Source organism: Myxococcus sp. CA033 (assembly GCF_013336625.1).
GTDB classification, from domain to species: Bacteria; Myxococcota; Myxococcia; order Myxococcales; family Myxococcaceae; genus Myxococcus; species Myxococcus llanfairpwllgwyngyllgogerychwyrndrobwllllantysiliogogogochensis.
Window position 1 is genome coordinate 121,367 of the sequence record NZ_JABUMU010000019.1, and the last position, 22,417, is coordinate 143,783.

Genomic DNA, 22,417 nt, shown 5'->3' on the forward strand with positions numbered 1-22,417 from the left:
CCCCCATGGGGACGATGACGGCGTCGCCGTGCGCGTGGGTGAGGGCGAGGCAGGAGGCGGGCCAGGCCACCTTCGCGTTGCTCGATGACGTGCTCGGGTTCACCATCGAGGAGCAGGCCTTCGGTGCTCAGCAGGGCGAGGGCCCTCCAGTGGCCGAGCGGATGCGGGCGCGCGCCACGCCGCGTTTTCCCCAGGTGGCCCGGGCGGTGGACGCGCTGGTGGACTTCCGACTTCGACGCGCGCTTCGCCAGGCACGGTGAGCCGCGCGGGGCCTTCCGCAAGGCATTCGACAGCGACCCTGGACCGTGGAGCACCTGGGCGCGCGTGTATCGGAACGGGAGGGATTGGCAGGTGACGCCCGGTGGCGGGCCGCGTCTGCTCGTGCACGCCTGAATGTCAGACTATTGGAAGCAGTCCTTGACGTCGCCCGGTCACGCACCCACCTCAACTGGAGTGGAAGTGCTTGCGTGAAGAACGAATCCCGGCTGCCTGCTCACAATGTGACCATCGAGGGCTGGGTGGTGGAGTGGCTCGCCCTCTACTGGCAGATGCCCGCGGCCTCCATCGACACGCGGCGTCCCCTGGTGGAGCAGGGGCTCGACTCCATGGGGGCCATCTCCCTGGCGCATGACCTGGAGCAGTGGTTGGGTTTGCCGCTCACCCTGTCCTTCCTCTGGGAGCAGCGCTCCATCGAAGCCCTGGCTCGTGCCCTGGCTTCGCCGGGAGACCTGTTCGCCCAGGCACCTCCGAGCGAGTCCACCGAGTCGACGTGGGCGTCCGGCGGTGCGACTCCCGCGTCCCTGGGCCAGCAGCAGCTCTGGCGACTCAACAAGCTCCAGTCGGGAAGTGCTCGCTTCCATGTCCACCTGGGGCTGCGATTCGACGGTCCGCTGGATGTCGACTCCCTCAGGCTCAGCCTCCAGGAAATCGTGCGACGGCATGAGTCGTTCCGGACGACGTTTCACGAACAGGACGGGCGGCTGACGCAGGTGGTGGCATCACCGTCGCGGCTGGAGATGCCTGTCGTGGACCTGCGCGCGGAGCTGGACGGGGACCTGGGAGGGGCCCTGGGCTCCGCGTCCTTCCGGACACTCCATGAGGCGCAGGGGCGCACGCCCTTCGACCTCCAGGCCGGACCGCTGATTCGCACGGCCCTGGTCGTGCTGGCGGACCAGACCCATGTGTTGTTGGTGACGCAGCATCAGCTCATCACGGATGGGTCCTCGCTCGGCGTGTTCGGTCGGGAACTGGCGTCCCTGTATCGCGTCTTCCATGCGGGGGTGCCGTCGCCGCTGGCCCCACCGTCGCGTCAGGTGGCGGACGTGGCGCGCTGGCAGCATGCGTGGCTCGCCGGAGAGGCAGCGCAGCGGCAGCGTGAGTATTGGCGCGCGCGGCTGGACGGGGTGCCCGCGTTGACGCTCGCGTCGAGGAGCGCCGATGCCGAGGACCCGAGGCTGGGAGGACTGGTCTGTTTCGAGGTTCCCGTGGCCCTGACGTCGGCCTGGAAGGCGCTGGCGAGCAGGGAAGGCGCGACGTTGTTCACCGCCCTCTCGGCCGCCTTCGCCGTGCTGCTGCGCTCGCATGCGGGCCAGGAGGATGTGCTGCTGGGCACCGTGGTGGCGAACCGGGGGCGGCGCGAGCTTCGCGACGTGGTGGGGTATCTCGCCAACACCGTGGCGCTCCGGTGTGACCTGACGGGCAACCCCTCGTTCCGGGAGTTGCTGGCGCGCCACCGCGTCCGCACCACGGAGGACCTGAGTCATCAGGAGCTGCCGTTCGACGAGGTGGTGCGGCACGTCCGCGCTGCCGGGGGCGCGCCGCCGAGGGTGCGGGCCGCATGTGTGTTCGAGAGTCTGGCCACCTTCGAGCTGACCATTCCCGGCCTGTGCTGCACGCTGTTGTCGGACACGCCGGATGCGTCCGTGCCCGGCACGGCCCGCCATGAGCTGACGTTGCTGTTGCGCGAGGACGAGGGAGGCCTGCGGGGCGCCTTCGAGTACGCCGCTGACGTGTTCAAGCCCGTGGAGGTCGAACAGCTCGCGGAGCGCTTCCGCCACCTGCTGGGCCGCGTCGTGGAGACGCCCGATGCGCGGCTCGATGACCTGCTGCCTCCCGGGGTCGCCGCGCCGTTCGGGTGACTCAAGCGCTGGAGTCCGAAGGCGGTGTCCCCACGGGACAGGCCTCGGGCACGGCCTCCATCAAGGCCTGGCGGGCCTCCTCGAAGTCGCGCAGGGCGGAGTCCACTTGCGCGCTCAGGTGCTCCGGCGGCTCCTGCTGTGAGCGGGCCTCCAGCTCCTCGCAGGTCCGCGAGAGGCGCGCCGCGCCGAACAGGGCCGCGCTGGAGCGCAGGCTGTGCGCGTGCCGGGTCAGCGCGGCCGCGTCGTTCTCCTCCAGGGCGAGACGGAACGCTGACAGGTGCTTGTCGGCGTTGCGCAGGAAGTCGCGCACCAGCGTGGCAAGTTCGCTCCGGTCCGGGCCGGTGAGCAGCTCCAGTCGTTGGAAGGCGGCCGGGTCGAACGCGACGGCGGGGGGCGCGGGAGGCGGTGCGAAGCGAGGTGCCTCCGCCGCGTTCTCCAGCGCCGCCACCAGCACCGACGCCTCCACGGGCTTGGTCACGAAGTCGTTCATCCCCGCCTGGAGACACAGCTCCTGGTCTCCCTGGATGACACTCGCCGTCATCGCGATGATGCGAGGGTTTCCATAGCGCCGCGCGTCCGCGCGGATGCGCCGGGTGGCCTCCAGGCCATCCATCTGGGGCATGTGGACGTCCATGAAGACGACGTCATATGGCTCGCGCTCCAGCGCGCCGAGCGACTCCTCGCCATTGCCCGCGACGTCGGCCTCGTAGCCCAGCTTCTTGAACAGGCGCAGGCCGACCTTCTGGTTGATGGGGTTGTCCTCCACCAACAGGATGCGCAGCGGCAGGCGCTTGCCCAGGGTGCCGTCCAGCTCGACGGTGGGTCGCGTGGGGACCACCTGTCCTTCCTTGAGGACGACTTCGAGCGTGAAGATGGAGCCCACGCCCACGGTGCTCTGGACGCGGATGGTGCCGCCCATCATCTCCGCCAGCCGCAGGCTGATGGCGAGCCCCAGGCCCGTGCCGCCGTAGTGGCGGCTCGTCGACGCATCCACCTGGCTGAACGAGCGGAAGAGCCGATTCATTCGCTCGGTGGGGATGCCGATGCCCGTGTCCTGGATGGTGATGCGCAACGGCCAGCTCTTCGCTTCGGCGTCGGGGGGCGCCTCTCCCTTCGAGACGTGGACGGAGACGCCGCCCTCGTGGGTGAACTTGAGCGCGTTGCCCACCAGGTTGACGATGACCTGCCGCAGTCGCGTCTTGTCGCCAAGCAATGCGTCGTGCACGTCCTCGTCCACCGAGTGCCGCAGGTAGAGCCCCCGGGTGGACGCCTGGGGGCTCAGCAGTCCCATGCACTCCTTGAGGCCCTGGCGCAGCGAGAAGGACTGACTGTCGAGTTCGAAGGCGCCGGCTTCAATCTTGGAGAAGTCGAGCAGGTCGTTGATGAGGCGCAGCAGCGCGTCGCCGCTGGTGTGGATGACGTCGACGCACTCCTGCTGCTCCTCGGTGAGCGACGTGTCGCGCAGGAGCTGGGCCATGCCGAGCACGCCATTCATGGGCGTGCGAATCTCGTGGCTCATGTTGGCCAGGAAGCTGGACTTGGCGGCATTGGCCGCGTCGGCCTCCGCGCGCGCCGCGTCCAGGGCCACGTTCTTCTCGCCCATCGCGGAGAGGGCGTCCTGGGCCTCGGTGACGTCGAGGAAGGCCCACAGCCGGCCGCGCGCGGAGCCTCGGCGCGCGGGGACGCAGGAGACGGACAGCGTCTGGTGCGGTGACTCGAAGTGCCAGAGCATGTTGCGCAGCTCCGGCTCGCTGCCGTCGAACATGCGCGCCATCCGCTCCTCGATTCGCGCGCGGTTCGTCGCGCGCTCACGCAGGGTGGCCATGGCGCGGGACATGAGGTGGGCGGCCACCTGTCCCTCCGGAAGGCCGAGCAGCGTGGCACCCGGCTTGTTCACCCACGTCTCCACGCGGTTCTGCTCCAGGAAGACGAGCCCGCAGGGCACCGCGTCGGTGATGGAGTCCACGCGCGCGCGCAGCGTCTCCGTCGCGCCTTCCAAATCGCACTCGCGCGCGGCGGTGAGCAGGAGCCCGGACAAGGCCCGGAGGGCTTGCTGCTCGGTGGACGTGAAGGGCGAGGTGTCCTGGCGAAGCAGGACGAGGCCCCCCTTGCGGTCATCGACGGACTGCCACGGCAGCACGGCCATGGTCCCGCGCAGGGGTGCCGGAAGCGCCAGGTCCGTGGGGCTCGGCTCGAAGAAGCGCCACTCCGCTTCGCCCAGCACCCCTCGGAAGAGCAGCTCTCCCAGGTGGGCCAGCCGGGGGCGCGTGGCGGGGGTGCCCGCCAGCTCGAAGACGGTGACAGCGTCGATGCGGCGCAGGCTGACGGCCACGTCCGCGCGACAGGCCTGGCGCACCACCTCCAGCACCCTCGCGAGCTGACCGCCATCCCGGAGGGACAGGGCCTTCACCGAGGCCACCATCAGCTCCGTCACCGAGGGGTCCACGCTCGGTGGTCCCGGGGGCTCACCCGGGTCGGAGGCATCCTTCCGCGACAGACTCACGAGGCGGCGAGTGCCTTGGCGATGAGCGTGTTGACCTCGTGGGGCGCGGTCAGGTGCGGCAGGTGTCCCTGATTGGGGACGTGGTGAAGCTGCCCCTGGGGCAGGCTCTTCGCCAGGTATTCGCCCACGCTGTTCGGGACGGCGAAGTCGTTGAGCGGCTGGACGACCCAGGCCGGAATGGTGAGTCGGGCGACCTGCTCGCGGAAGTCGGACTCGAAGATGATGCGAATCACGCCGATGGCGATGTCGGGTCGCAGCGCGACGAGGGACTCGGAGAAGGCCCGGACCATCTCGGGTGTCGCGGAGGGGCCCACGGCGGCCTGCGCGAAGCCGCTGGCCCAGGCGTCGAAGTGTTTCTCGATGGTCTCGTACAGCGCGTCGATGTCCGGCCGCTCGAAGCCGCCCAGGTAGTTGGGGGCGTTCATGTAGCGCGGCGACGCGCTGATGAAGAGCATGGAGCGGAAGAGCTCCGGACGGACCAGCCCCGCCAGCAGGCCAATCATCCCGCTCATGGAGTGGCCCACGTAGAAGACATCGCGCGCCTGGACGGCCTCCAGCACCTCAATCAAGTCCAGCGAGTAGCTCTCCAGGCTCGCGTAGCGATGCGGACTGTAGGCCTCCAAATCCGAGCCCAGGGCGCCCACATGGTCGAACAGGACGATGCGGTGCGTATCCTCGAAGGCACGCACCTGGTTGTGCCACGCTTTCTGATTGTTGCCGAAGCCGTGGGCGAGCACGAGCACGTCGTCGCCCCTGCCGACGACCTGCACATTGTTTCGAGTGAGGACCGTCTTGGACATGGCTGGCGCAGTCTAAGCCAGGCACCACGTCAGCGCCGACCAGCCCCGCATGCCCACGGGTCGACCAATCAACGAAGTGTCGCGCTGACCCACCCGACCTCGTGGAAACCCCTGAGCCCGCATTGGGTCGGGAAACGTGGGTGTCATTGACGCCAGGGCAAGCGCGCGCGACGCGAGGCCCGTGCCCGGTCGGCCATGTCAGACATTCGTCCCGTCAGCCCCGGCACAGAGTGAGGCGCCATTGTTGGCGGCCGCCCATTCGAGGGCAGGACGGATTGAGAGGGATTTGGTCGGCGATGACAACGGGCGCGGGAGGGGTGCGCGCATGGGGTTGGCAATCGTCTTGATGATGGTGGGCATGATGTCGGTCACTCCGGAAGGCCCAGAGGCACGTCGTCCCGGCACGACGGAGTGGAGGCTGAGCCAGACCGCCACGGGCGCCCAGTTGGAGGGATACGCCGGAGCGACCAGCGTGCAGCGGGGCGAGTCCATTGACATCCACGTCCGCACGGACGGCGCGCGCCCCGTGAGCTGGGAACTCTTCCGCATGGGCTATTACGGGGGCACCGGCTCCCGGAAGATGGCGTCCGGCGGCCCCATCACCATCGGCTCCCAGCCCACGCCCGTGGCGGACCGGACGACGGGACTGGTCGAGTGCCGCTGGCCCACCAGCTTCACCGTCCCCACGCAGGCGAGCTGGCCCAGCGGCGTCTACCTGCTCAAGCTGCGGCGCGACGACGGGCCCCAGTCCTACGTCATCTTCGTCGTCCGCGCGGACGAGCGGAAGAACACGGGCGTCCTGCAGATTCCGTTCACCACCTTCCAGGCCTACAACGCCTGGGGCGGCGAGAGCCTCTACAGCGACTCACTGGGGCTGTCGGGAGGCCACGCCAAGGTCGTCTCGTTCGACCGGCCCTATGTGGATGGCAATGGCGCGGGTGAGTACTTCTACGCCACGCACAACTTCGTGTTGTGGGCCGAGTCGAAAGGCTACGAGCTGTCCTACGTCACCAATGTCGACGTGGACAGGGACCCCTCCCTGCTGCTGGGGCAGCGGCTGTTCCTTTCGGTGGGGCATGACGAGTACTGGTCCCGCCCGGCCCGGACGGCGGTGGACGCGGCGCTCGCGTCAGGTGTGAACCTGGCGTTCCTCGGCAGTGACACGAGCTGCTGGCTCATCCGCCTGGAGTCCTCGACCGCGGGCGCGTCGCGGCGCAAGCAGGTTTGCTACAAGGACGAGGCCCGCGCGGAGGACCCGCTCGCGGGCACGCCGCTCGTCACCGTCCGCTGGCGCAACGCGCTGCTCGGTGAACCGGAGAACGGGCTCGTGGGGGTGATGTCCGACGCGTGGGGAATCATTCCCCAGCCCTACGTCGTGCGCACGCCCGGAGCCTGGCCCTTCGCGGGTACGGGGCTCGCGCAGGGTGACTCCATCCCCGCCGTCGTCGGCTACGAAATCGACCGCGCGTGGACGAACGGCGCTTCTCCCCCGGGCTTCATCCCGCTGGCGCAGTCCCCGGCCATCAGCAACAAGGGTGAGCCCAACTGGCACACCTCCGGCCTCTACACCGCGCCCTCCGGCGCGTTCGTCTTCTCCAGTGGCGGCATCTCCTGGTCTCAAGGTTTGTCCCATCCCCACTTCGCCGACCTCCGCGTGCAGCGCATCACCGACAACGTGATGCGCAAGGCAGGCCTGGTGCCCACGCTCGACGGGGACACCTTCGGCGCGCAGAACCCCCGGCCCGTGGACCGCACGGGCCAGTCCGCCGGGGTCTCCACGTTCGCCGGGAGCGCGTTCCAGGAAGGCTTCGTGAATGGCCCGGCGTCACAGGCGCGCTTCCGCAGGCCCGTGGGTGTGGCCGTGGATGGAACGGGCACGGTGTTCGTGGCGGACACGGGCAACCACGCGGTGCGACGCATCGCCAATGACGAGGCTCGCACCGTCACCACCATCGCAGGCACGGGGACGTCGGGTGTGGGAGAGGGGCCGGGCGCGACGACGGCGCTGCGCTCGCCGGAGTCCATCGCCATCGCCCCGGATGGCACCCTCTACGTGGCGGACACGGGCAATCACCGCATCGTCCGAATCGCTCGGGATGGACGCTGGACGGTGAGCACCTTCGCGGGCTCGAAGGACGGACGACAGGGCAAGAGCGATGGCGTGGGCACCGCCGCGCGCTTCCAGACGCCTGGCAGCGTGACGTTCGCGGGCGCGGACCTGTACGTGACGGACACCTTCAACCATCGGCTCGCGCGCATCTCTCCGGAAGGGAAGGTCACCACGGTGATTGGCGCCCGGGGCTCGGGCAGCACCAACGGCCCCGCGGCGCAGGCCCGCTTCCATCGGCCGACGGCGGTGGCCTTTGGCGGCGGCGCGCTGTGGGTGGTGGACACGGGCAACCGGCTCATCCGGCGGGTGGCGATGGATGCCAGTTTCACCACCTCCACCGTGGCCGGAGCCGTCACAGGGGGCTTCGCGGATGGCGCGGGAGGCGCGGCGCTGTTCCTGCCCATGCTGGGCGCGGCGTATGTCGACGGGCGATTGCTGCTGACGGACACCGGCAACGAGCGCATCCGCGCGCTCGTCGGTGGACAGGTGCGCACCTATGCGGGGACGGGGGCGCATGGCGCGCGGGACGGCGCCGCCGAGCAGGCGACCTTCAGTCTGCCCACGGGCGTCGCGGGACTGCCGAACGGAGACGTGCTCGTCGTGGACCAGGGCGCGTCGACGATTCGCAAGCTGCTCGCGCCATCGAGCGGCGGAGGCCCGCGTCCGGTGCCACGAATCACCGGAGGTCCCTTCTCCGGCGCCTCCGCGCCGCTGGACGTGTTCCTCGATGCGACGACGAGCACGACGACGGACCCAGGGGGCTGGCTTCAGCGCTTCCGGTGGGACCTGGGCGACGGCACGACGTCCGACGCGGCCTACCTGGAGCACCGTTACACCCAGGTGGGCCGCTACACCGTCACGCTCACCGCGACGGATGGCAGGGGCGTGAGTGCTTCCACCACCCAGGTCATTCGCGTGGGCGTGACCGGGGAGGGCACGCCCTGAGTCGTGGCGAAGACGTCAGGACTTCGCGAAGGCGAGCAGGTCCGAGTGGAACTGCTCCCGGTGCGTCACGGAGAGACCGTGCGGCGCGCCGGCGTAGACCTTCAGCGTGGAGTTCTTGATGAGCTTGGACGACAGGTGCGCCGACGCGCCGATGGGGACGATCTGGTCGTCGTCGCCATGGATGATGAGCGTGGGGACGTCGAACTTCTTGAGGTCCTCGGTGAGGTCCGTCTCGGAGAACGCCTTGATGCAGTCGTAGGCCGGCTTGAGGCCACACTGCATGCCCGCGAGCCAGAACGCGTCCCGCGCGCCCTGGGAGACCTTCGAGCCCGGGCGGTTGGCGCCGTAGAAGGGCGTGGTGAGGTCCTTGAAGAACTGCGAGCGGTCGGCGAGCACTCCGGCGCGGATGCCGTCGAAGGCCTCGATGGGCAGTCCGCCGGGGTTGGCGGCCGACTTCAGCATGAGCGGAGGCACCGCGCCCACGAGCACCGCCTTGGCCACGCGCTTCGTCCCATGCCGTCCGATGTAGCGGGCCACCTCGCCGCCTCCAGTGGAGAAGCCGACGAGGATGGCGTTCTTCACGTCCAGGGTGTCGAGCAGCGCCGCGAGGTCGTCGGCGTAGGTGTCCATGTCGTTGCCATCCCACGTCTGCGTGGAGCGGCCATGGCCACGGCGGTCATGCGCGATGCAGCGAAAGCCATTGGAGCCGAGGAAGTAGAGCTGCTCGTCCCAGCTGTCGGAGCTCAGCGGCCAGCCATGGCTGAAGACGATGGGCTGACCCTTGCCCCAGTCCTTGTAATAGATGCGCGCTCCGTCCTTCGTCGTGATGATGCTCATGGGCGTGACTCCGAGGGGATGACTGCGATGGAGTCACGCTAGCCGTCGACGCCAGGGCTCCCCACCCCCGGGCGGGGCGGAGCGCGGTCCCCCTGTCGGGGGATGGCGGCTTCACAGCGCGACAGTCGTCTCGAAGTCCCTGCGTCCGGTAAGCGTCCGGTGACGAACGCGGAGGCTGACTCGGTCCGACGTGGGCCGTGGGGCTGGCACTAGGGTCCTGACCTGTGGACCCAGGGGATGCAGGCAAGACACGGAGGAACACGGGGGGGCTCCAGAAGGTGGGGTCCTGGTTCCGTGCGGGCGCCTGGAAGAGCGCGGTGGCACGCGTCGTCTTCGTGGGCATGGCGTGGTGGGCCCTATGTGACGGAGACCCGAGCAGCTTCATCTTCGGCGTGCCCGTCGTCGCGACGGTGTCGGTGGTGAGCTTCCTGCTGAGTCCGCCCCGAAGCTACGGGTGGCGACTCACGGAGGTGGTGCGCTTCGCCGGCTACTTCCTCGCGGGCTCCGTCCACGGCGGCTTCGATGTGGCGCGCCGCGCGCTCGCGCCGAGCATGCCCATCTCTCCCGTGTTCGTCCGATATCGGATGAGCCTGCCCGGAGGCGCGCCCCAGATGGTGTTCAGAATCACCCTCAGCCTGATGCCGGGCACGTTGAACGCGGACGTCCTCGGGGACGAGCTGGTGGTGCATTCGCTCGTGGACCGGGGCGAGGGCATCCAGCACGAGTTGAAGAACCTGGAGTGGCGCGTGTCGCGACTCTTCGGACTGGGGCTGCCTCCGCCGGAGCCCGCGCATGCATGAGCTGCGCACGGGCCTGGCCTTCTTCCTGCTCCTGAACATCCTCGCGGGGATGGTGCGAGTCATTCGCGGGCCCACCGTCACCGACCGCTTCATCGTGGCGCAGCTCTTCGGGACGACGGGCGTGGGCGTCCTCATCCTGCTCGCGGCGGATGCGGGCAGGGATGCCTTGCGTGACGTCGCCCTGGTCTTCGCCCTGCTGGCGCCCGTCACCGTCGTGGCCTTCGTACGCTTCGCGGTGGGGAGCGATGCAGCCCCTGGCTCGGACAAGGAGCCGAGGCCATGAGCCCCCTGGACTTCCTCTCCGCGGCGTTCCTCTTCGGCGGCGGCGCCTTCTGTCTGGCGGGCACGGTGGGCGTGCTGCGCTTCCCGGATGTGTATTGCCGGCTGCATGCGCTCACCAAGGTCGACAACCTGGGCCTGGGGCTGGTGGTGGTGGGGCTGGCGCTCCAGTCGGGCTCGTGGGCGACGGCGCTCAAGCTGCTCCTCGTCTGGTTCTTCGTCCTCATCTCCAGCGCCTTCACCTGCCAGCTCATCGCCCGCGCGGCGCTCCGTGGCAGGGGCGCGGCGCCCTGGGGAGGACGGCGGGAGCCATGATGGATGTGCTGCTCGATGGGGTCCTCGCGCTGTGCCTCCCCTTGCTGGCGTGGCTGGTGTTGCGGACCGAGTCGCTGTCCCAGGCGGTGGTGCTCTTCGTCGCGTTCGGACTGCTGTCCGCGTTGGGCTGGGCGAGGCTGGAGGCCCCGGACATCGCGCTGGTGGAGGCCGCGGTGGGCACGGGCCTCACCGGCGCGCTGCTGATGCACACGTTGAGCTGGACGGAGGAGACGCCGCCCGACATTCGCGCGCGGGGCCGGCGCAGGCCCTGGGCCCTGCTGGCGGTCGCCGCGTCCACGCTCATGCTCGGGTGGGCCGTGCTCGCGCTTCCCGCCGACAGCCCGGGGCTGGGGCCGCTGGTGGAGGCGCGGCGGGAGGAAAGCGGGGTGAAGCACCCCGTCACGGCGGTGCTGCTGAACTTCCGGGGCTACGACACGCTGCTGGAAATCGCGGTGTTGCTGGTGGCCGCGCTGGGGGCGCGGGCGGTGAATCCGCGCAGCGAGCGGCCCACCCCGGACGCTGGAGATGACCCGCTCACCGGAGAGTTGTTCCGGATGATGATACCGGCCCTGCTGCTGGTGGCGGGCTACCTGGTGTGGGTGGGGGACCATGGACCAGGAGGGGCGTTCCAGGCGGGCGCCATCCTCGCGGGAGGCGGCGTCGTGGCCCTCCTCACGATGCGGATGGGGCCGCCCCGGATGTCCTCCTGGCAGGTGAGGTGGGCGCTGCTCACCGGGCCCATGCTCTTCATCGGCGTGGCGGTGGCGCCGCTGTTCACCGGGAGGAGTCTGCTGGAACTCCCGAGGCTATACGCGGGCACGCTCATCTTCGTCGTGGAGCTGGCGCTGACGGTCACCATCGCCATGGTGCTGCTGATGTTCTTCCCAGGCACGCGTCCCCCCAGAGCGGGAGCGGAGGGCGAGCCATGAACCCGTGGGCCGTCTACGCGCTGTCGGGCGTGGCGATGTTCAGCGTGGGGCTGGTGGGACTCTTCTCCCATCAGCACGTGGTGAAGCGCATCCTCGCCTCGAACATCGCGGGCTCCGGGGTGTTGATTGTCCTGGTCGCCCTGGCACGGCGCGCGCCGTCGGGCGTGCCGGACCCCGTGCCCCACGCGCTGGTGCTCACGGGCATCGTCGTGTCGGTGAGCTCGACGGCGCTGGGCGTGGCCCTGGCTCGACGCATGGCCCGGCTCCGCGCCCAGGAGGCACGGGCTTCCGAGCGACCGCCAGGCCCCGGCGGAGAAGGTCCATGATGGCGGGCACGGCCTTGATGGCGTGGCCCGTCGCGCTTCCGCTGATGGGTGCGGTGCTGGCGCTGCTGGTGGGGCGCGCGGGGGTGCGCCTGGTCGCGGGCGTGGCCTCCGTGGCCACGCTCATCGCGTCGTCGCTGGTGGCCTGGGAGGTCTCCACGCAGGGAGTGCTTCGCCAGCAATTGGGAGGGTGGGGCGCACCGCTGGGCATCGAGTGGCGCGCGGACGGGCTCGCCGCCCTGATGCTGCTGACCATCGCGGTGGTGGGGCCGCTCATCAGCGTCCACGCCTTGGACCACCTGGGGGACCGAGAGGACCGGGAGTTCCTCCCGCTGTGGCTGTTCATCTGGTGCGCGCTCAACGCGCTGGTGTTGTCGGCGGATGCCTTCAACCTCTACGTCACGCTGGAGCTGACGACGCTGGGCGCGGTGTCTCTCATCGTGGTGCGCAGGGATTTGCCAGGGCTCGACGCGGGCCTGCGCTACCTGCTCTTCGCGATGCCGGGCTCGCTTTGCTACCTGCTGGGCATCGCGCTCCTGTACGGCGCCTATGCGACGCTGGATGTGGGGATGCTCGCCCAGCGCGTGCAGGCGGGGCCGGTGACGTGGGTGGCCGCGGGGTTGGTGACGGTGGGGCTGTGTCTCAAGACGCCCCTGTTTCCGCTCCACATCTGGTTGCCACCGACGTACACGGGCGCGCCCACGCCCGTCACCGCGCTCCTGTCGGCGCTCATCTCGAAGGGCTCCTTCTACGTCCTCTTGCGGCTGTGGCTGGAGGTCTTCGCGCCCGTCCTGGACGCGGAGGTGGGGCAGATGTTGGGCCTGCTCGGAGCGGTGGCGGTGCTGTGGGGCTCGGTCCTGGCGCTGAGCCAGACGCAGCTCAAGCGGGTGGTCTCCTATTCGAGCGTCGCGCAGATTGGCTACATGTTCCTCGTCTTCCCCATGGCGACCAGTGGGGCCCGCGCGGGGGTCATCTATCTGGTCGTCTCCCACGCGGCCGCCAAGGCATCCATGTTCGTGGCGGTGGGCAACATCCATCAGGCGGTGGGCATCACCTCGATGGGGGGCGTCCAGGGCCTGGCCTACCGGATGCCCTTCACGTTCCTGGCGATGGCGTTGGGTGGCATCAGCCTGATTGGCATTCCGCCCAGTGGAGGGTTCATCGCGAAGTGGCTCCTGTTGAATGAGTCCATCGGCACACAGCAGTGGTGGTGGGCGCTGGTGCTGCTGGGAGGCAGTCTGCTGACGGCGGCGTATGTCTTTCGCATCCTCCGGGGCTCGTTCCTGCCGCTGCCTCCGGGGGTCACCGTGCGCTCCATTCCCCTGGGGAACGAGCTGGCGCCGCTCGCGCTCGCGCTCATCGCGCTGGTGCTGGGACTGGTGCCCTGGTTCCCGTTGGACCTGCTGGCCGTCGGTGCGTCGAGATGATGAACACCTGGCTGCCGCTGTCCGTGCTGCTCAGCTCGCTGTTGCCGGGGCTCATCATCTTCCTGCTCGCCGAGGAGCAGCGGCGCACGCGCACGGTGCTCAACCTGCTCGCGGCGGTGACCAAGCTGCTGCTCACCGCGGTCATGGCCTGGGGCGTGTTCCAGGGGCGCCAGTACGAGACGCGGCTGCCCTTCTTTCCCAAGGCGGACCTGGTGCTGAGGGCGGACTCCTTCAGCCTGCTCTTCATCACCCTTTCCGCGGTGCTCTGGTTCGTGACGACCATCTACGCGGTGGGTTACCTGGAGGGGACGGACCACCGCAGCCGGTTCTTCGGCTTCTTCTCGCTGTGTGTCGCGTCGACGATGGGCATCGCGCTCGCGGGCAACCTGCTCACCTTCTTCCTGTTCTACGAGATGCTCACGCTGTCGACGTACCCGCTGGTCATCCACCGGGGAACGCCCGAGGCGCTCCGCGCGGGCAACGTCTACCTGCGCTACACGCTGAGCGGGGCCACGCTGCTGCTTGCGGGCGTGGTGCTGCTCTACTCGCTCACGGGCTCGGTGGAGTTCACCGAGCGAGGCGCGCTGGGCGCCGTCGCGTCACACCGCACCGAGCTGGTGGTGGCCTTCGTGCTGCTGATAGCCGGGCTCGGGGTGAAGACGGCGCTGGTGCCGCTCCATGGTTGGCTGCCGGTGGCGATGGTGGCGCCCGCTCCGGTCAGCGCGCTGCTGCATGCCGTCGCGGTAGTGAAGGCGGGGGCCTTCGGCATCACCCGCATCATCTACGACGTGTATGGCGTCTACCTGGTGCATGACCTGGGGGTGATGCAGCCGCTGGCCATCGTCGCCGCCATCACCATCCTCTACGGCTCGGTGCGGGCGCTCCAGCAGGGGGACTTGAAGAAGCGGCTGGCCTACTCCACGGTGAGCCAGGTCGCGTACATCGTGCTGGGCATCTCCATCTTCGGGACGGCGTCCACCATTGGTGGGCTGGTGCACCTGGTGCATCAGGGGGTGATGAAAATCACCCTGTTCTTCTGCGCGGGGAACTTCGCCGAGGAGCTGCACGTGCACCGGGTGAGTGAGCTGCGCGGGGTAGGGCGGCGGATGCCGCTCACCACGGGGGCCTTCACCATCGCCGCGCTGGGGATGATTGGCATTCCCCCCGTCGCCGGGTTCATCTCGAAGTGGTACCTGGGCATCGGCGCGCTGGAGGCGCATCAGCCCTGGCTGGTGGTGGTGCTGCTGACGAGCAGCCTGCTCAACGCGGGCTACTTCCTACCCATCGTCTACTCCGCGTGGTTCCAGGCCCCGCGCGAGGAATGGAAGCCGAGCACCCGGGGGTGGGAGATTGGGTTGCTCCTGTTGCTGCCCACGGTGGCCACGGCGGTGTTGTCGCTCGCAGCGGGACTCTTCGCCGGAGCGGAGCTCAGCCCGCTGGGTTGGACGCGGCTCATCACCGAGCGGGAGTTCCGTCCGTGAGTGGCCATGACCTCGCCTCGCTCGCCGTCATCGCGGCCCTGTGCGTGCCGTTGGTGCTCACGGTGGCGGTGATGATTCCCGCGCTTCGGGGCGTCGGCATGGCGCTGGCGCCGTGGGCCGCGCTCCCGGCGCTCGGGCTGGGCCTGGGGACGGAGGCGTCCGTCCACTGGAAGCCGGTGCTGCTGGGGATGCGGCTGTATGCGCCGGACGAGGTGACGCGGACGTACCTGCTCTTCACCGGGATTCTGTGGCTCTTCTCCGGCCTCTTCGCGCGAGGGTATCTGCGCGACGACTCGCACCGGGCCTCGTTCTGGGGCTTCTTCCTGGCGACGCTCGCGGGGAACGTGGGCGCGGTGCTCGCGCAGGACGTGGCGAGCTTCTATCTGTTCTTCGCGATGATGACGTTCTGTGCGTACGGACTCGTCGTCCACGAGCGCACCGAGGCGGCGGCGCGGGCGGGCCGCGTCTACATCATCATGGCCCTGCTGGGCGAGGTGTCGCTGCTCGCGGCCTTCTTCCTCACGGTGGGCACGCGCATCAACCTGCCGCTCGCCGAGGTGCCGCGCGTGGTGGCGGAGTCGTCCTCCCGCGAGGTCATCTGCGTGCTGATTCTGGGCGGCTTTGGCGTCAAGGTGGGCGCTCTCCTGCTGCACATGTGGCTGCCCCTGGCGCATCCCGTCGCGCCCGCCCCGGGCAGCGCCGTGCTCAGCGGCACCATCATCAAGGTCGGCGTGCTGGGCTGGCTGCGCTTCCTGCCGCTGGGGCATGCGAGCCTCCCCACGCTGGGCACCGTGTGCGTGGCGGCGGGGCTGACGGCCGCGTTCTACGGTGTCGCGGTGGGCCTCACGCAGCGCGAGGCGAAGACGGTGCTGGCCTACTCCAGCATCAGCCAGATGGGCTTCCTCACGCTGGCGGTGGGGCTCGCGCTGGGGGCCCCGGAGGCGGCTCCCGTGCTCATCGGCGCGGTGCTCGTCTATGCGGTGCATCACTCCCTGGCGAAGGGGTTGTTGTTCCTGGGCACGGGCCTGCTGCCCGCGACGGGCCGCAAGGGCTGGAGGGGTGTGCTGGTGTTGGTGGGGCTGACCTGGTCCGCGCTGGAAATCGCGGGCGCGCCGCTGACGAGCGGGGCCCTGGCGAAGCTCGCGCTGAAGTCCGCGGAGGCCGCCGCGCACGCGTCGGAGGCCCTGCCGACGCTGCTCTCCCTGGCGGCCGTGGGCAGCACGCTCATCATGGCGCGCTTCCTGGAACGCACCGTCCCCAAGGCCCCCGAGCAGGGTTCACCCGGGGCGGGAGGGATGTTGCTCGCGTGGGTCCTGCTGCTCGTCGTCGACACGGCGCTGCTCCTCTGGCCACCCGTGGGGCGCAAGGAGCTGCCGCACCTGCTCGAGTCGAAGAGCCTCGTCTCGGCGGCGTGGCCCGTCGTCGCCGGCGTGCTGTTGACGGGGCTGGTGTGGCGCTCGCGTCGGTGGCGCTCCTGGCGCGTGCCGGAGATTCCGCCCGGCGACGTGCTCTGGCCGGTGGCGCGGGTGCTGCTTCCGGGCTGGCGGCGGCTGACGGCGGGCGCGGACCGCGCGCCGCCCGAGCAGGAACACGTCGGTGAAGGCCCGCCGAGCCGGTTCGCGCGGTTCCGGCGAGCTTCGCTCGACGACTTTGAGAACGCCGAGGAGGGCCTGAGTCAGCTGAGCCATGTGGGCCTCGCGCTGCTGCTGTTCCTGGGCGTGTTCCTGCTGCTGCTGGTCCGGTGAGACGACGCCAGGGATTGCTTCAACCCCTGGCGTCCCTCCTGCTCAGTCGGTGGTCGACCGGGCGGGGATGAGCGACCTCAGGCGCGCTCCACGCGCAGTCGCGCGGGCAGGCCGTTGAGGTTGACCTCTTCTTCCTGTCCCGTGAGGCCCTCGGGCCCCACGTTGATGGAGTCGGCCAGCGTCTCCCGGGCAATCAGCTCGCGGCCTTCTTCCGTGACGCGCTTCACCCGCGCGTCACCGTCCACCCAGAGGCGGATGCGGTCCGTGTAGCCCAGCTCCATGTCCTTGCGAGCGCCCTGCACGCGCGCCAGCAGCTCGCGCACGAGGCCCTCATCGACGAGCGCCTCCGTCAGCTCGGTGTGGAGCACCACCACGCCCGCGCCCGTGCCCGCCGCCGCGAAGCCGGGGTTGGCCTCCACCAGCGTCTCCAGGTCCTCGCCGGAGAACACCAGCGTTTCGCCCGCGAGCTGGATGGCCACCTGCCCCGTCTGGAGCAGCTCCCGGTGCAGCGCGCGGCCGTCTCCGGTGTCGAACGCCTTGCGCACCGGCGCCAGCTTGGCGCCGAGCCGTCCGCCCACCGCGCGCAGGTTGGGGCGCACGCGGAAGCGCACCACGTCCGCGTCCGGGCTGCCCTGCTCCACGAAGCGCACCTCGTGGACGTTCAGCTCCTCGGCGAGCAAGTCTTTGTAGACGGCCAGCCGGTCCGTCATCTCCTTGCGCGCGAGGATGATGTCCGCGCGGGCCAGCGGCTGACGCACCTTGAGCTTGTTGTCCGTGCGGACCTTGAGCCCCGGGGACACCAGCTCGCGCAGGGCGGCCATGTCCACCGCCAGCTCGTCGTCGATGAGGCTGGCGTCGGCGCGCGGGAAGGAGGCCAGGTGCACGCTCTCCGGCTGCGTCTGGGGCCAGGCCTTGCGCACCAGGTTGCCCCACATCTCGTCGGAGAAGAACGGGACGAAGGGCGCGGCCAGGGCGGTGATGGTGGTGAGCGCTTCGTAGAGGGTGAAGTACGCGTCGCGCTTGTCCTGCTCGAAGCCCGGCTTCCAGAAGCGCTCGCGGCTGCGGCGCAGGTACCAGTTGGACAGCGCGTCCACCAGCGCCACCATGCGCTGGGCCGCGTCGTACACCTGATAGGTGTCCAGGCACTTCTCCACGTGGCGCAGCGCCAGCTGGACTTCCGACAGAATCCAGCGGTCCAGCAGCGGCCGGGCCTTCACCTCGCGCCAGCCGTGGCTCTTGCGCACGGCCTCCCACGGAGCCTCTGTCGCGTCCGGGTTGCCTTGCGCCGGATTGAAGCCGTCGATGTTCGCGTAGATGGTGAAGAACGAGTAGACGTTGCGCAGCTTGACCTGGAAGTCCTTCTGCAACAGCCGCACGTTCGCCAGGGAGTGGCGCGTGTTGGACCAGGTGGGGCTCGCCGCGTAGAAGAACCAGCGGAACGCATCCGCGCCGGGAGCCTTGGCGGCGGGGTCCTTCACCGTCACGCGCTCGGAAGGCGCCAGGCGAGGCACCTCCACTGGCATGACGCCCGCGCCCTTCGCGGACGGCGCCACGCCGAGCGCCTGCAGCTCCGAGGGCGCCAGCAGCACCACGCGGCGCTTGAGCTTCTTGTGCGCCTTCACCGTCGCGGAGATGGAGACGTCCGGCCTGTCCGGGCGGAACAACTGCACCTTGGCGCCTTCCTGCAGGTCCAGGCCCTCCAGGTCCTCACGCGCGATGAGCGCCACGCCCGCCTCCGCCGGCGCGCCCGCCTCCGTGGCGGACAGCACCGCGAAGTCCATGCGCACTTCGTCGAGGATGATTTCGGGCGGCGTGTAGTTGCCCTTGGACTTGGACTCCTTGCGGCCCTCCTTGTCGGAGACGTGGCCCAGCACGATGCAGCTCTTGTACGGGTGCGGCCATTCGCGCTGGGGCGTCAATCCCAGACGGGCCTGCGTCTCCTCGTCGAAGACGAGCGTGCTCACCATGAGCAGCGAGTAGAACCAGCCACGCGTCTGGTCGATGGCCTCGGAGATGAAGTCGGCGGGGAAGGCGCGGTTGAACAGCTCGTGCGAGCCGGGCGCGTGAGGAAAGCCCCACTGCGCGAAGGGCATGCAGCCGGAGTCGAACCACACGTCCACGACTTCGGGCACGCGGTTGAAGCGGCCCGGGGAGCCCGGCTTCTCGTACGTCACCTTGTCGATCCACGGCTTGTGGACGATGAGGTGCTTCGCGTTGGCCTCGTGCGGCTTGCCGGCGAGGAACGCCGCCAGCTCCGCCTCCACGGCGGCCAGGTTGCTGCCGGGCTTGTCACGCAGGGCCTGGAGGGAAGGCACGGCCTCCACCTCGCCCGTCTCCGAGTGAATCCAGAGCGGCAGCGCGGTGCCCCAGTAGCGCTCGCGCGACAGGGCCCAGTCCACGTTGTTGGCCAGGAAGTCGCCGAAGCGGCCTTCCTTGATGTGCTCGGGCACCCAGTTGACGGCGCGGTTGTTCTCGATGGCGCGGTCCTTCACCGCGGTGGTTCGGATGTACCAGGCGGGGCGGGCGTACTGGATGAGCGGGTCGTCGTCCGCGCGCCAGCAGAAGGGGTACTCGTGCTTGTACTGCTCGGTGACGAGCAAGAGCCCGCGCTCCTTGAGGTTGCGCTGGATGTCCTTGTCCGCGTCCTTCACGAAGCGCCCGGCGACGAGCGGGACTTCCTCGGAGAAGGTGCCGTCCGGCTTGACGGCGCAGAACAGCTCCATCGCCTCCGGCTGGAGGAATCGCGCGCGGTCCTTGCGGAACGCGTCGTAGTCGTCCTCGCCGAAGGCGGGGGCGATGTGGACGATGCCCGTGCCCGTGTTGAGCGTCACGAAGTCCGCGCCCAGCACGCGCCAGGCGCGGGTGTCGTCTCCGCCGTCGCGCAGCTTCAGGCGCGTGTCACCTTCGCTGGCGAAGTACGTGTCGAAGGGCGGCAGGTAGCGCTGGCCCACCAGCGCGCTGCCCGGCTGGGTGGCGAGGATGGGCAGGTCCTTCTTGAGCTTCTTGGCCAGCTCCTCGCGCAGACCAGCGGCGATGATGAGCTTGCGGTCGCCGGCGTCCACGGTGACGTAGTCCACGCCCGGGTTGACGGCCGCGTACATGTTGGACGGCAGCGTCCACGGGGTGGTCGTCCACACGAGCAGCGAGGTGTCCGGCGCGTCGCGCAGGGGGAAGGTGACGTAGACGCTCGGGTCGTCCACCGTCTTGTAGCCCAGGCCTACCTCGGCGGAGCTGAGCGCGGTGCCGCCCTGGGGCCACCACCACACCACTTTGTGGCCCTGGTAGAGCAGGCCCTTCTTGTGCAGTTCGGCGAGCGCCCACCACACGCTCTCCACGAAGCCCCGGTGGTAGGTGACATAGGCCTGGTTCAGGTCCACCCAGAAGCCGATGCGCTCGGTGAGCCGCTCCCATTCGGAGGTGTAGCGAAAGACGGACTCGATGCAGCGCTCGGTGAAGGGCTCCACGCCGTAGCGCTCGATTTCCGCCTTGCCGTGGATGCGCAGCTCCTTCTCCACCTCCACTTCCACGGGCAGGCCGTGGGTGTCCCAGCCGGCCTTGCGGGGGACGTAGTGGCCGCGCATCGTCTGGTAGCGGGGGAACAGGTCCTTGATGACGCGGGTGAGGACGTGGCCGTTGTGGGGCAGGCCGTTGGCGGTGGGCGGGCCCTCGTAGAAGACGAAGCTCTTGGCGCCTTCGCGTGCCTCGAGCGAGCGCTCGAAGATGCGGCGGTCCTTCCAGAAGGCGAGGATGCGGCGCTCCTCGGCCGGGAAGTCCATCTCCGCGGGCACGGCGTCGAACAGGGGGGCGGGCGCTGTCTCAGGCATGGTGCCGTGCTTGATAGCACCGCGAGCCTGGGAGGGAAGGGCCCCCGAGGGGGGAGGGGCCTAGTCCCAGGGGAACATGGGCTCCAGGGTGCCCTTCGAGGTCCACTTCGCCGGAATCTTGGCTGTCAGGACGAGTCCCACCTCACGGCCGTGCCGGGTGCGTCCGGGCAGGCCGGGGCCGGCGGCGCCTGGCTCGGAGAGGGGGATGCCGAAGCGCACGCCCACCGAGCCGAAGACGAACGTCACGAAGGGCGCGATGTGCAGGCCGGTGGTGGGCAGGTGCTCGCGGGTGCCCGTCTCGTGCATCACCCCGAGCTCGACGCCACCGAAGACCAGGGTGCCCTGGATGCCCGCGCCGAGGCTGGCGTGGCCCTCCGTCATCCACTGGGCCTGGCCGAAGACGCCCAGGGCGGTGATTCCGTCCAGGACGTTGAAGGTGGTCTCCACGCCCAGGCCCAGCTTGGGCTTGCTCGAAAGCGGTGTCGCGCTGAGCAGCGGGCCAATGGTGAACCAGCGCTCGTTGTTGGGGAGGTAGGGATCGGCCCGCGCGGACAAGGGGGCCCCGAGAAACACCAGGACGAGAAGGGAGAGGCGCGTGGACATGGACTCGCGGGATTGCAACCGGTGTACCTCGCGCTCCCCGCCTGCGGACCGTGGGAGGGAGGCGTGCAATGGATTGCACAGCGCGCAGCGGGTGGCGCGGGTGAGCAGCGGGTCGTGGTGCGTGCGGCCCTGGCCGCGGCTCAGGTGGCGGAGCGTGGGGCGCGGACCAGGAGGCGCCGCGCGGTGCGCAGCAGCAGGTCCTTGTAGCGTGGCTGTGCGTAGCCGCGCTCGAGGGTGAGGTGCTCCCAGTTCCGTACCGACAGCAGCGTCCAGAGCAGGTCGGTGGCCTCGCCCGGTGTGAAGTCGGGTGAGAGGGTGCCATCGGCGCGGAGCGCGGCGACGGCGGCGGCGCAGCCTTCGCGCATGTCCTCCATGCGCTTGCGCCACGCCGCGGCGGCCTCTTCGTCGGTGTCGCTCATGGCCATCAGCGCCTTGGCCACGCCGCGAATCTCCGGGATGTAGTCGGCCCAGGCTCCGACATAGGCGTCCAGGCGCTCGACGCCGCTTCGGGCGGTGCGGCTGGGGACAAGGCGCGCCCGCACGTCCTTGAGTTCGTCCAGATAGAGCGTGGTGGCGATCAGCAGGGCCGCCCGCGTGCCGAAATGCAGATAGACGGCCTGCCGGCTGAGCCCGGCCTTCCGAGCGATGTCACTCATCCGGACCGCCTGGCCCTGGCCGGTCTCCAACAGGTGCAGCGCGGCCGCGAGGATGCGGGTCCGCGTCTCGGGTGATTCACTTGACATGATGTAAAGTCGCGAATAATCACTGTCGAGTCAATTGACACGGTGTCAAGCGAGGACGGCGATGCGGAACAGAGTGACGAAGACGGTGCTCCTGGTCGCGGGCGTCAGTGGGAGTCTGATTGGCACGCCCCTGTTGTTCATCCCCAAGGTCTTCCATGGCTGGAGTGGCATCGACCTTGGCGGCCAGGTCAGCTTGCTGAGCGAGGTGCGTGCTCCGGGCGGGGCGTTGCTGGCCTGCGGACTGTTGATCATGGCCGGGGCCCTCTGGCCTCGAATGACCTTCACCTCGCTGGTGGTGTCGACGACGCTCTACTTGTCCTATGGCGTGTCGCGAGTCCTAAGCCTGGTGTTGGATGGCGCGCCCGCGCCCGAGCTGGTGGCGGCGATGGCCGCCGAGCTGTTGATTGGCACTCTTTGCGCGGCGCTGCTGCTGGGACGCGAGCGCGCGAACCCGCGCCCCCTGACGCCTCCGGAAGCGGTTCCGAGCGTCTAGGAAGGACAGGCGCCCTGGAGGGAGCCTGCCGTCGCGAATCGGATGCTCTTGGCGGGTGCAATGGTTTGCACCGCGCGCGCAGCGGGTCGTTGTCGCCCAAGGGGTGGGGTGGACTCCGTTGT

At 69.5% G+C, this 22,417-nt stretch carries 18 protein-coding genes; 12 read left to right on the top strand and 6 right to left on the bottom strand.

Going from position 1 to position 22,417, the window contains the following annotated elements; translation table 11 throughout:
* Positions 1 to 5: 5 nt before the first annotated feature.
* Together HUA78_RS33025 and HUA78_RS33030 are read left to right on the top strand one after the other, a co-directional pair.
* Complete coding sequence (locus HUA78_RS33025; protein WP_174457777.1) at positions 6 to 260, top strand: hypothetical protein; 255 nt, start codon at positions 6 to 8, stop codon at positions 258 to 260.
* A gap of 207 nt (positions 261 to 467) precedes the next feature.
* On the top strand, positions 468 to 2,138 hold the full coding sequence (locus HUA78_RS33030; protein ID WP_174477958.1) for a condensation domain-containing protein: 1,671 nt from the start codon (positions 468 to 470) through the stop codon (positions 2,136 to 2,138).
* A gap of 1 nt (position 2,139) precedes the next feature.
* On the opposite strand, the gene HUA78_RS33035 is transcribed toward HUA78_RS33030, so the two are convergent.
* Positions 2,140 to 4,641, bottom strand: coding sequence for an ATP-binding protein (locus tag HUA78_RS33035; protein WP_174477959.1), 2,502 nt, complete (start codon positions 4,639 to 4,641; stop codon positions 2,140 to 2,142).
* Entirely contained in the window at positions 4,638 to 5,441 is an 804-nt protein-coding gene (locus HUA78_RS33040) for an alpha/beta fold hydrolase (RefSeq protein WP_174468084.1), read from the bottom strand. Before HUA78_RS33040 ends, HUA78_RS33035 begins: the two co-directional genes overlap by 4 nt.
* A 325-nt stretch (positions 5,442 to 5,766) precedes the next feature.
* Here HUA78_RS33040 and HUA78_RS33045 point away from each other — a divergent pair, with 325 nt between their 5' ends.
* Positions 5,767 to 8,496, top strand: a complete 2,730-nt coding sequence (locus tag HUA78_RS33045) for a N,N-dimethylformamidase beta subunit family domain-containing protein (RefSeq protein ID WP_174477960.1) — start codon at positions 5,767 to 5,769, stop codon at positions 8,494 to 8,496.
* A 15-nt stretch (positions 8,497 to 8,511) separates the two neighbouring features.
* On the opposite strand, the gene HUA78_RS33050 is transcribed toward HUA78_RS33045, so the two are convergent.
* Positions 8,512 to 9,333 carry an alpha/beta fold hydrolase gene (locus HUA78_RS33050; protein WP_174457772.1) on the bottom strand — a complete coding sequence of 274 codons (822 nt, stop codon included), beginning with the start codon at positions 9,331 to 9,333 and terminating at the stop codon, positions 8,512 to 8,514.
* Between the two features lie 317 nt (positions 9,334 to 9,650).
* Here HUA78_RS33050 and HUA78_RS33055 point away from each other — a divergent pair, with 317 nt between their 5' ends.
* The 8 genes from HUA78_RS33055 to HUA78_RS33090 are packed head-to-tail and all read left to right on the top strand — an operon-like array spanning position 9,651 to position 16,632.
* Positions 9,651 to 10,133 (top strand): Na+/H+ antiporter subunit E, encoded by a 483-nt coding sequence (locus tag HUA78_RS33055; protein ID WP_174468082.1) that lies wholly within the window; start codon positions 9,651 to 9,653, stop codon positions 10,131 to 10,133.
* A complete protein-coding gene (locus HUA78_RS33060) occupies positions 10,126 to 10,416 on the top strand; it encodes a monovalent cation/H+ antiporter complex subunit F (RefSeq protein WP_141642529.1) in 291 nt (96 codons plus the stop codon). The genes HUA78_RS33055 and HUA78_RS33060 overlap by 8 nt, the downstream gene beginning before the upstream one ends.
* Positions 10,413 to 10,727, top strand: a complete 315-nt coding sequence (gene mnhG / locus HUA78_RS33065; protein WP_141642528.1) for a monovalent cation/H(+) antiporter subunit G — start codon at positions 10,413 to 10,415, stop codon at positions 10,725 to 10,727. The genes HUA78_RS33060 and mnhG overlap by 4 nt, the downstream gene beginning before the upstream one ends.
* Positions 10,724 to 11,656 carry a hydrogen gas-evolving membrane-bound hydrogenase subunit E gene (gene mbhE / locus HUA78_RS33070; protein ID WP_174457770.1) on the top strand — a complete coding sequence of 311 codons (933 nt, stop codon included), beginning with the start codon at positions 10,724 to 10,726 and terminating at the stop codon, positions 11,654 to 11,656. Before mnhG ends, mbhE begins: the two co-directional genes overlap by 4 nt.
* A complete protein-coding gene (locus HUA78_RS33075) occupies positions 11,653 to 11,982 on the top strand; it encodes an NADH-quinone oxidoreductase subunit K (protein ID WP_174457769.1) in 330 nt (109 codons plus the stop codon). Before mbhE ends, HUA78_RS33075 begins: the two co-directional genes overlap by 4 nt.
* Complete coding sequence (locus HUA78_RS33080) at positions 11,979 to 13,406, top strand: complex I subunit 5 family protein (RefSeq protein ID WP_174477961.1); 1,428 nt, start codon at positions 11,979 to 11,981, stop codon at positions 13,404 to 13,406. The genes HUA78_RS33075 and HUA78_RS33080 overlap by 4 nt, the downstream gene beginning before the upstream one ends.
* Positions 13,403 to 14,887: a monovalent cation/H+ antiporter subunit D family protein gene (locus HUA78_RS33085; protein WP_217440875.1), complete on the top strand. Its 1,485-nt coding sequence runs from the start codon at positions 13,403 to 13,405 to the stop codon at positions 14,885 to 14,887. Before HUA78_RS33080 ends, HUA78_RS33085 begins: the two co-directional genes overlap by 4 nt.
* Positions 14,884 to 16,632, top strand: coding sequence for a complex I subunit 5 family protein (locus tag HUA78_RS33090; RefSeq protein WP_174477962.1), 1,749 nt, complete (start codon positions 14,884 to 14,886; stop codon positions 16,630 to 16,632). Before HUA78_RS33085 ends, HUA78_RS33090 begins: the two co-directional genes overlap by 4 nt.
* Before the next feature lie 77 nt (positions 16,633 to 16,709).
* Here HUA78_RS33090 and ileS read toward each other — a convergent pair whose 3' ends face one another.
* The 3 genes from ileS to HUA78_RS33105 all read right to left on the bottom strand — a co-directional run bounded on the left by ileS (position 16,710) and on the right by HUA78_RS33105 (position 21,802).
* The gene (gene ileS, locus HUA78_RS33095; RefSeq protein WP_174477963.1) at positions 16,710 to 20,456 is read right to left on the bottom strand and encodes an isoleucine--tRNA ligase; all 3,747 of its coding nucleotides are present in this window, start codon (positions 20,454 to 20,456) and stop codon (positions 16,710 to 16,712) included.
* Between the two features lie 60 nt (positions 20,457 to 20,516).
* Positions 20,517 to 21,059 carry a hypothetical protein gene (locus HUA78_RS33100; protein WP_174477964.1) on the bottom strand — a complete coding sequence of 181 codons (543 nt, stop codon included), beginning with the start codon at positions 21,057 to 21,059 and terminating at the stop codon, positions 20,517 to 20,519.
* A 140-nt stretch (positions 21,060 to 21,199) separates the two neighbouring features.
* Positions 21,200 to 21,802, bottom strand: a complete 603-nt coding sequence (locus HUA78_RS33105) for a TetR/AcrR family transcriptional regulator (protein WP_141642521.1) — start codon at positions 21,800 to 21,802, stop codon at positions 21,200 to 21,202.
* A 61-nt stretch (positions 21,803 to 21,863) separates the two neighbouring features.
* Between HUA78_RS33105 and HUA78_RS33110 the strand changes: the two genes are divergently transcribed.
* A complete protein-coding gene (locus HUA78_RS33110) occupies positions 21,864 to 22,295 on the top strand; it encodes a DUF4345 domain-containing protein (protein ID WP_174463974.1) in 432 nt (143 codons plus the stop codon).
* The last annotated feature ends 122 nt before the right edge of the window (positions 22,296 to 22,417 follow it).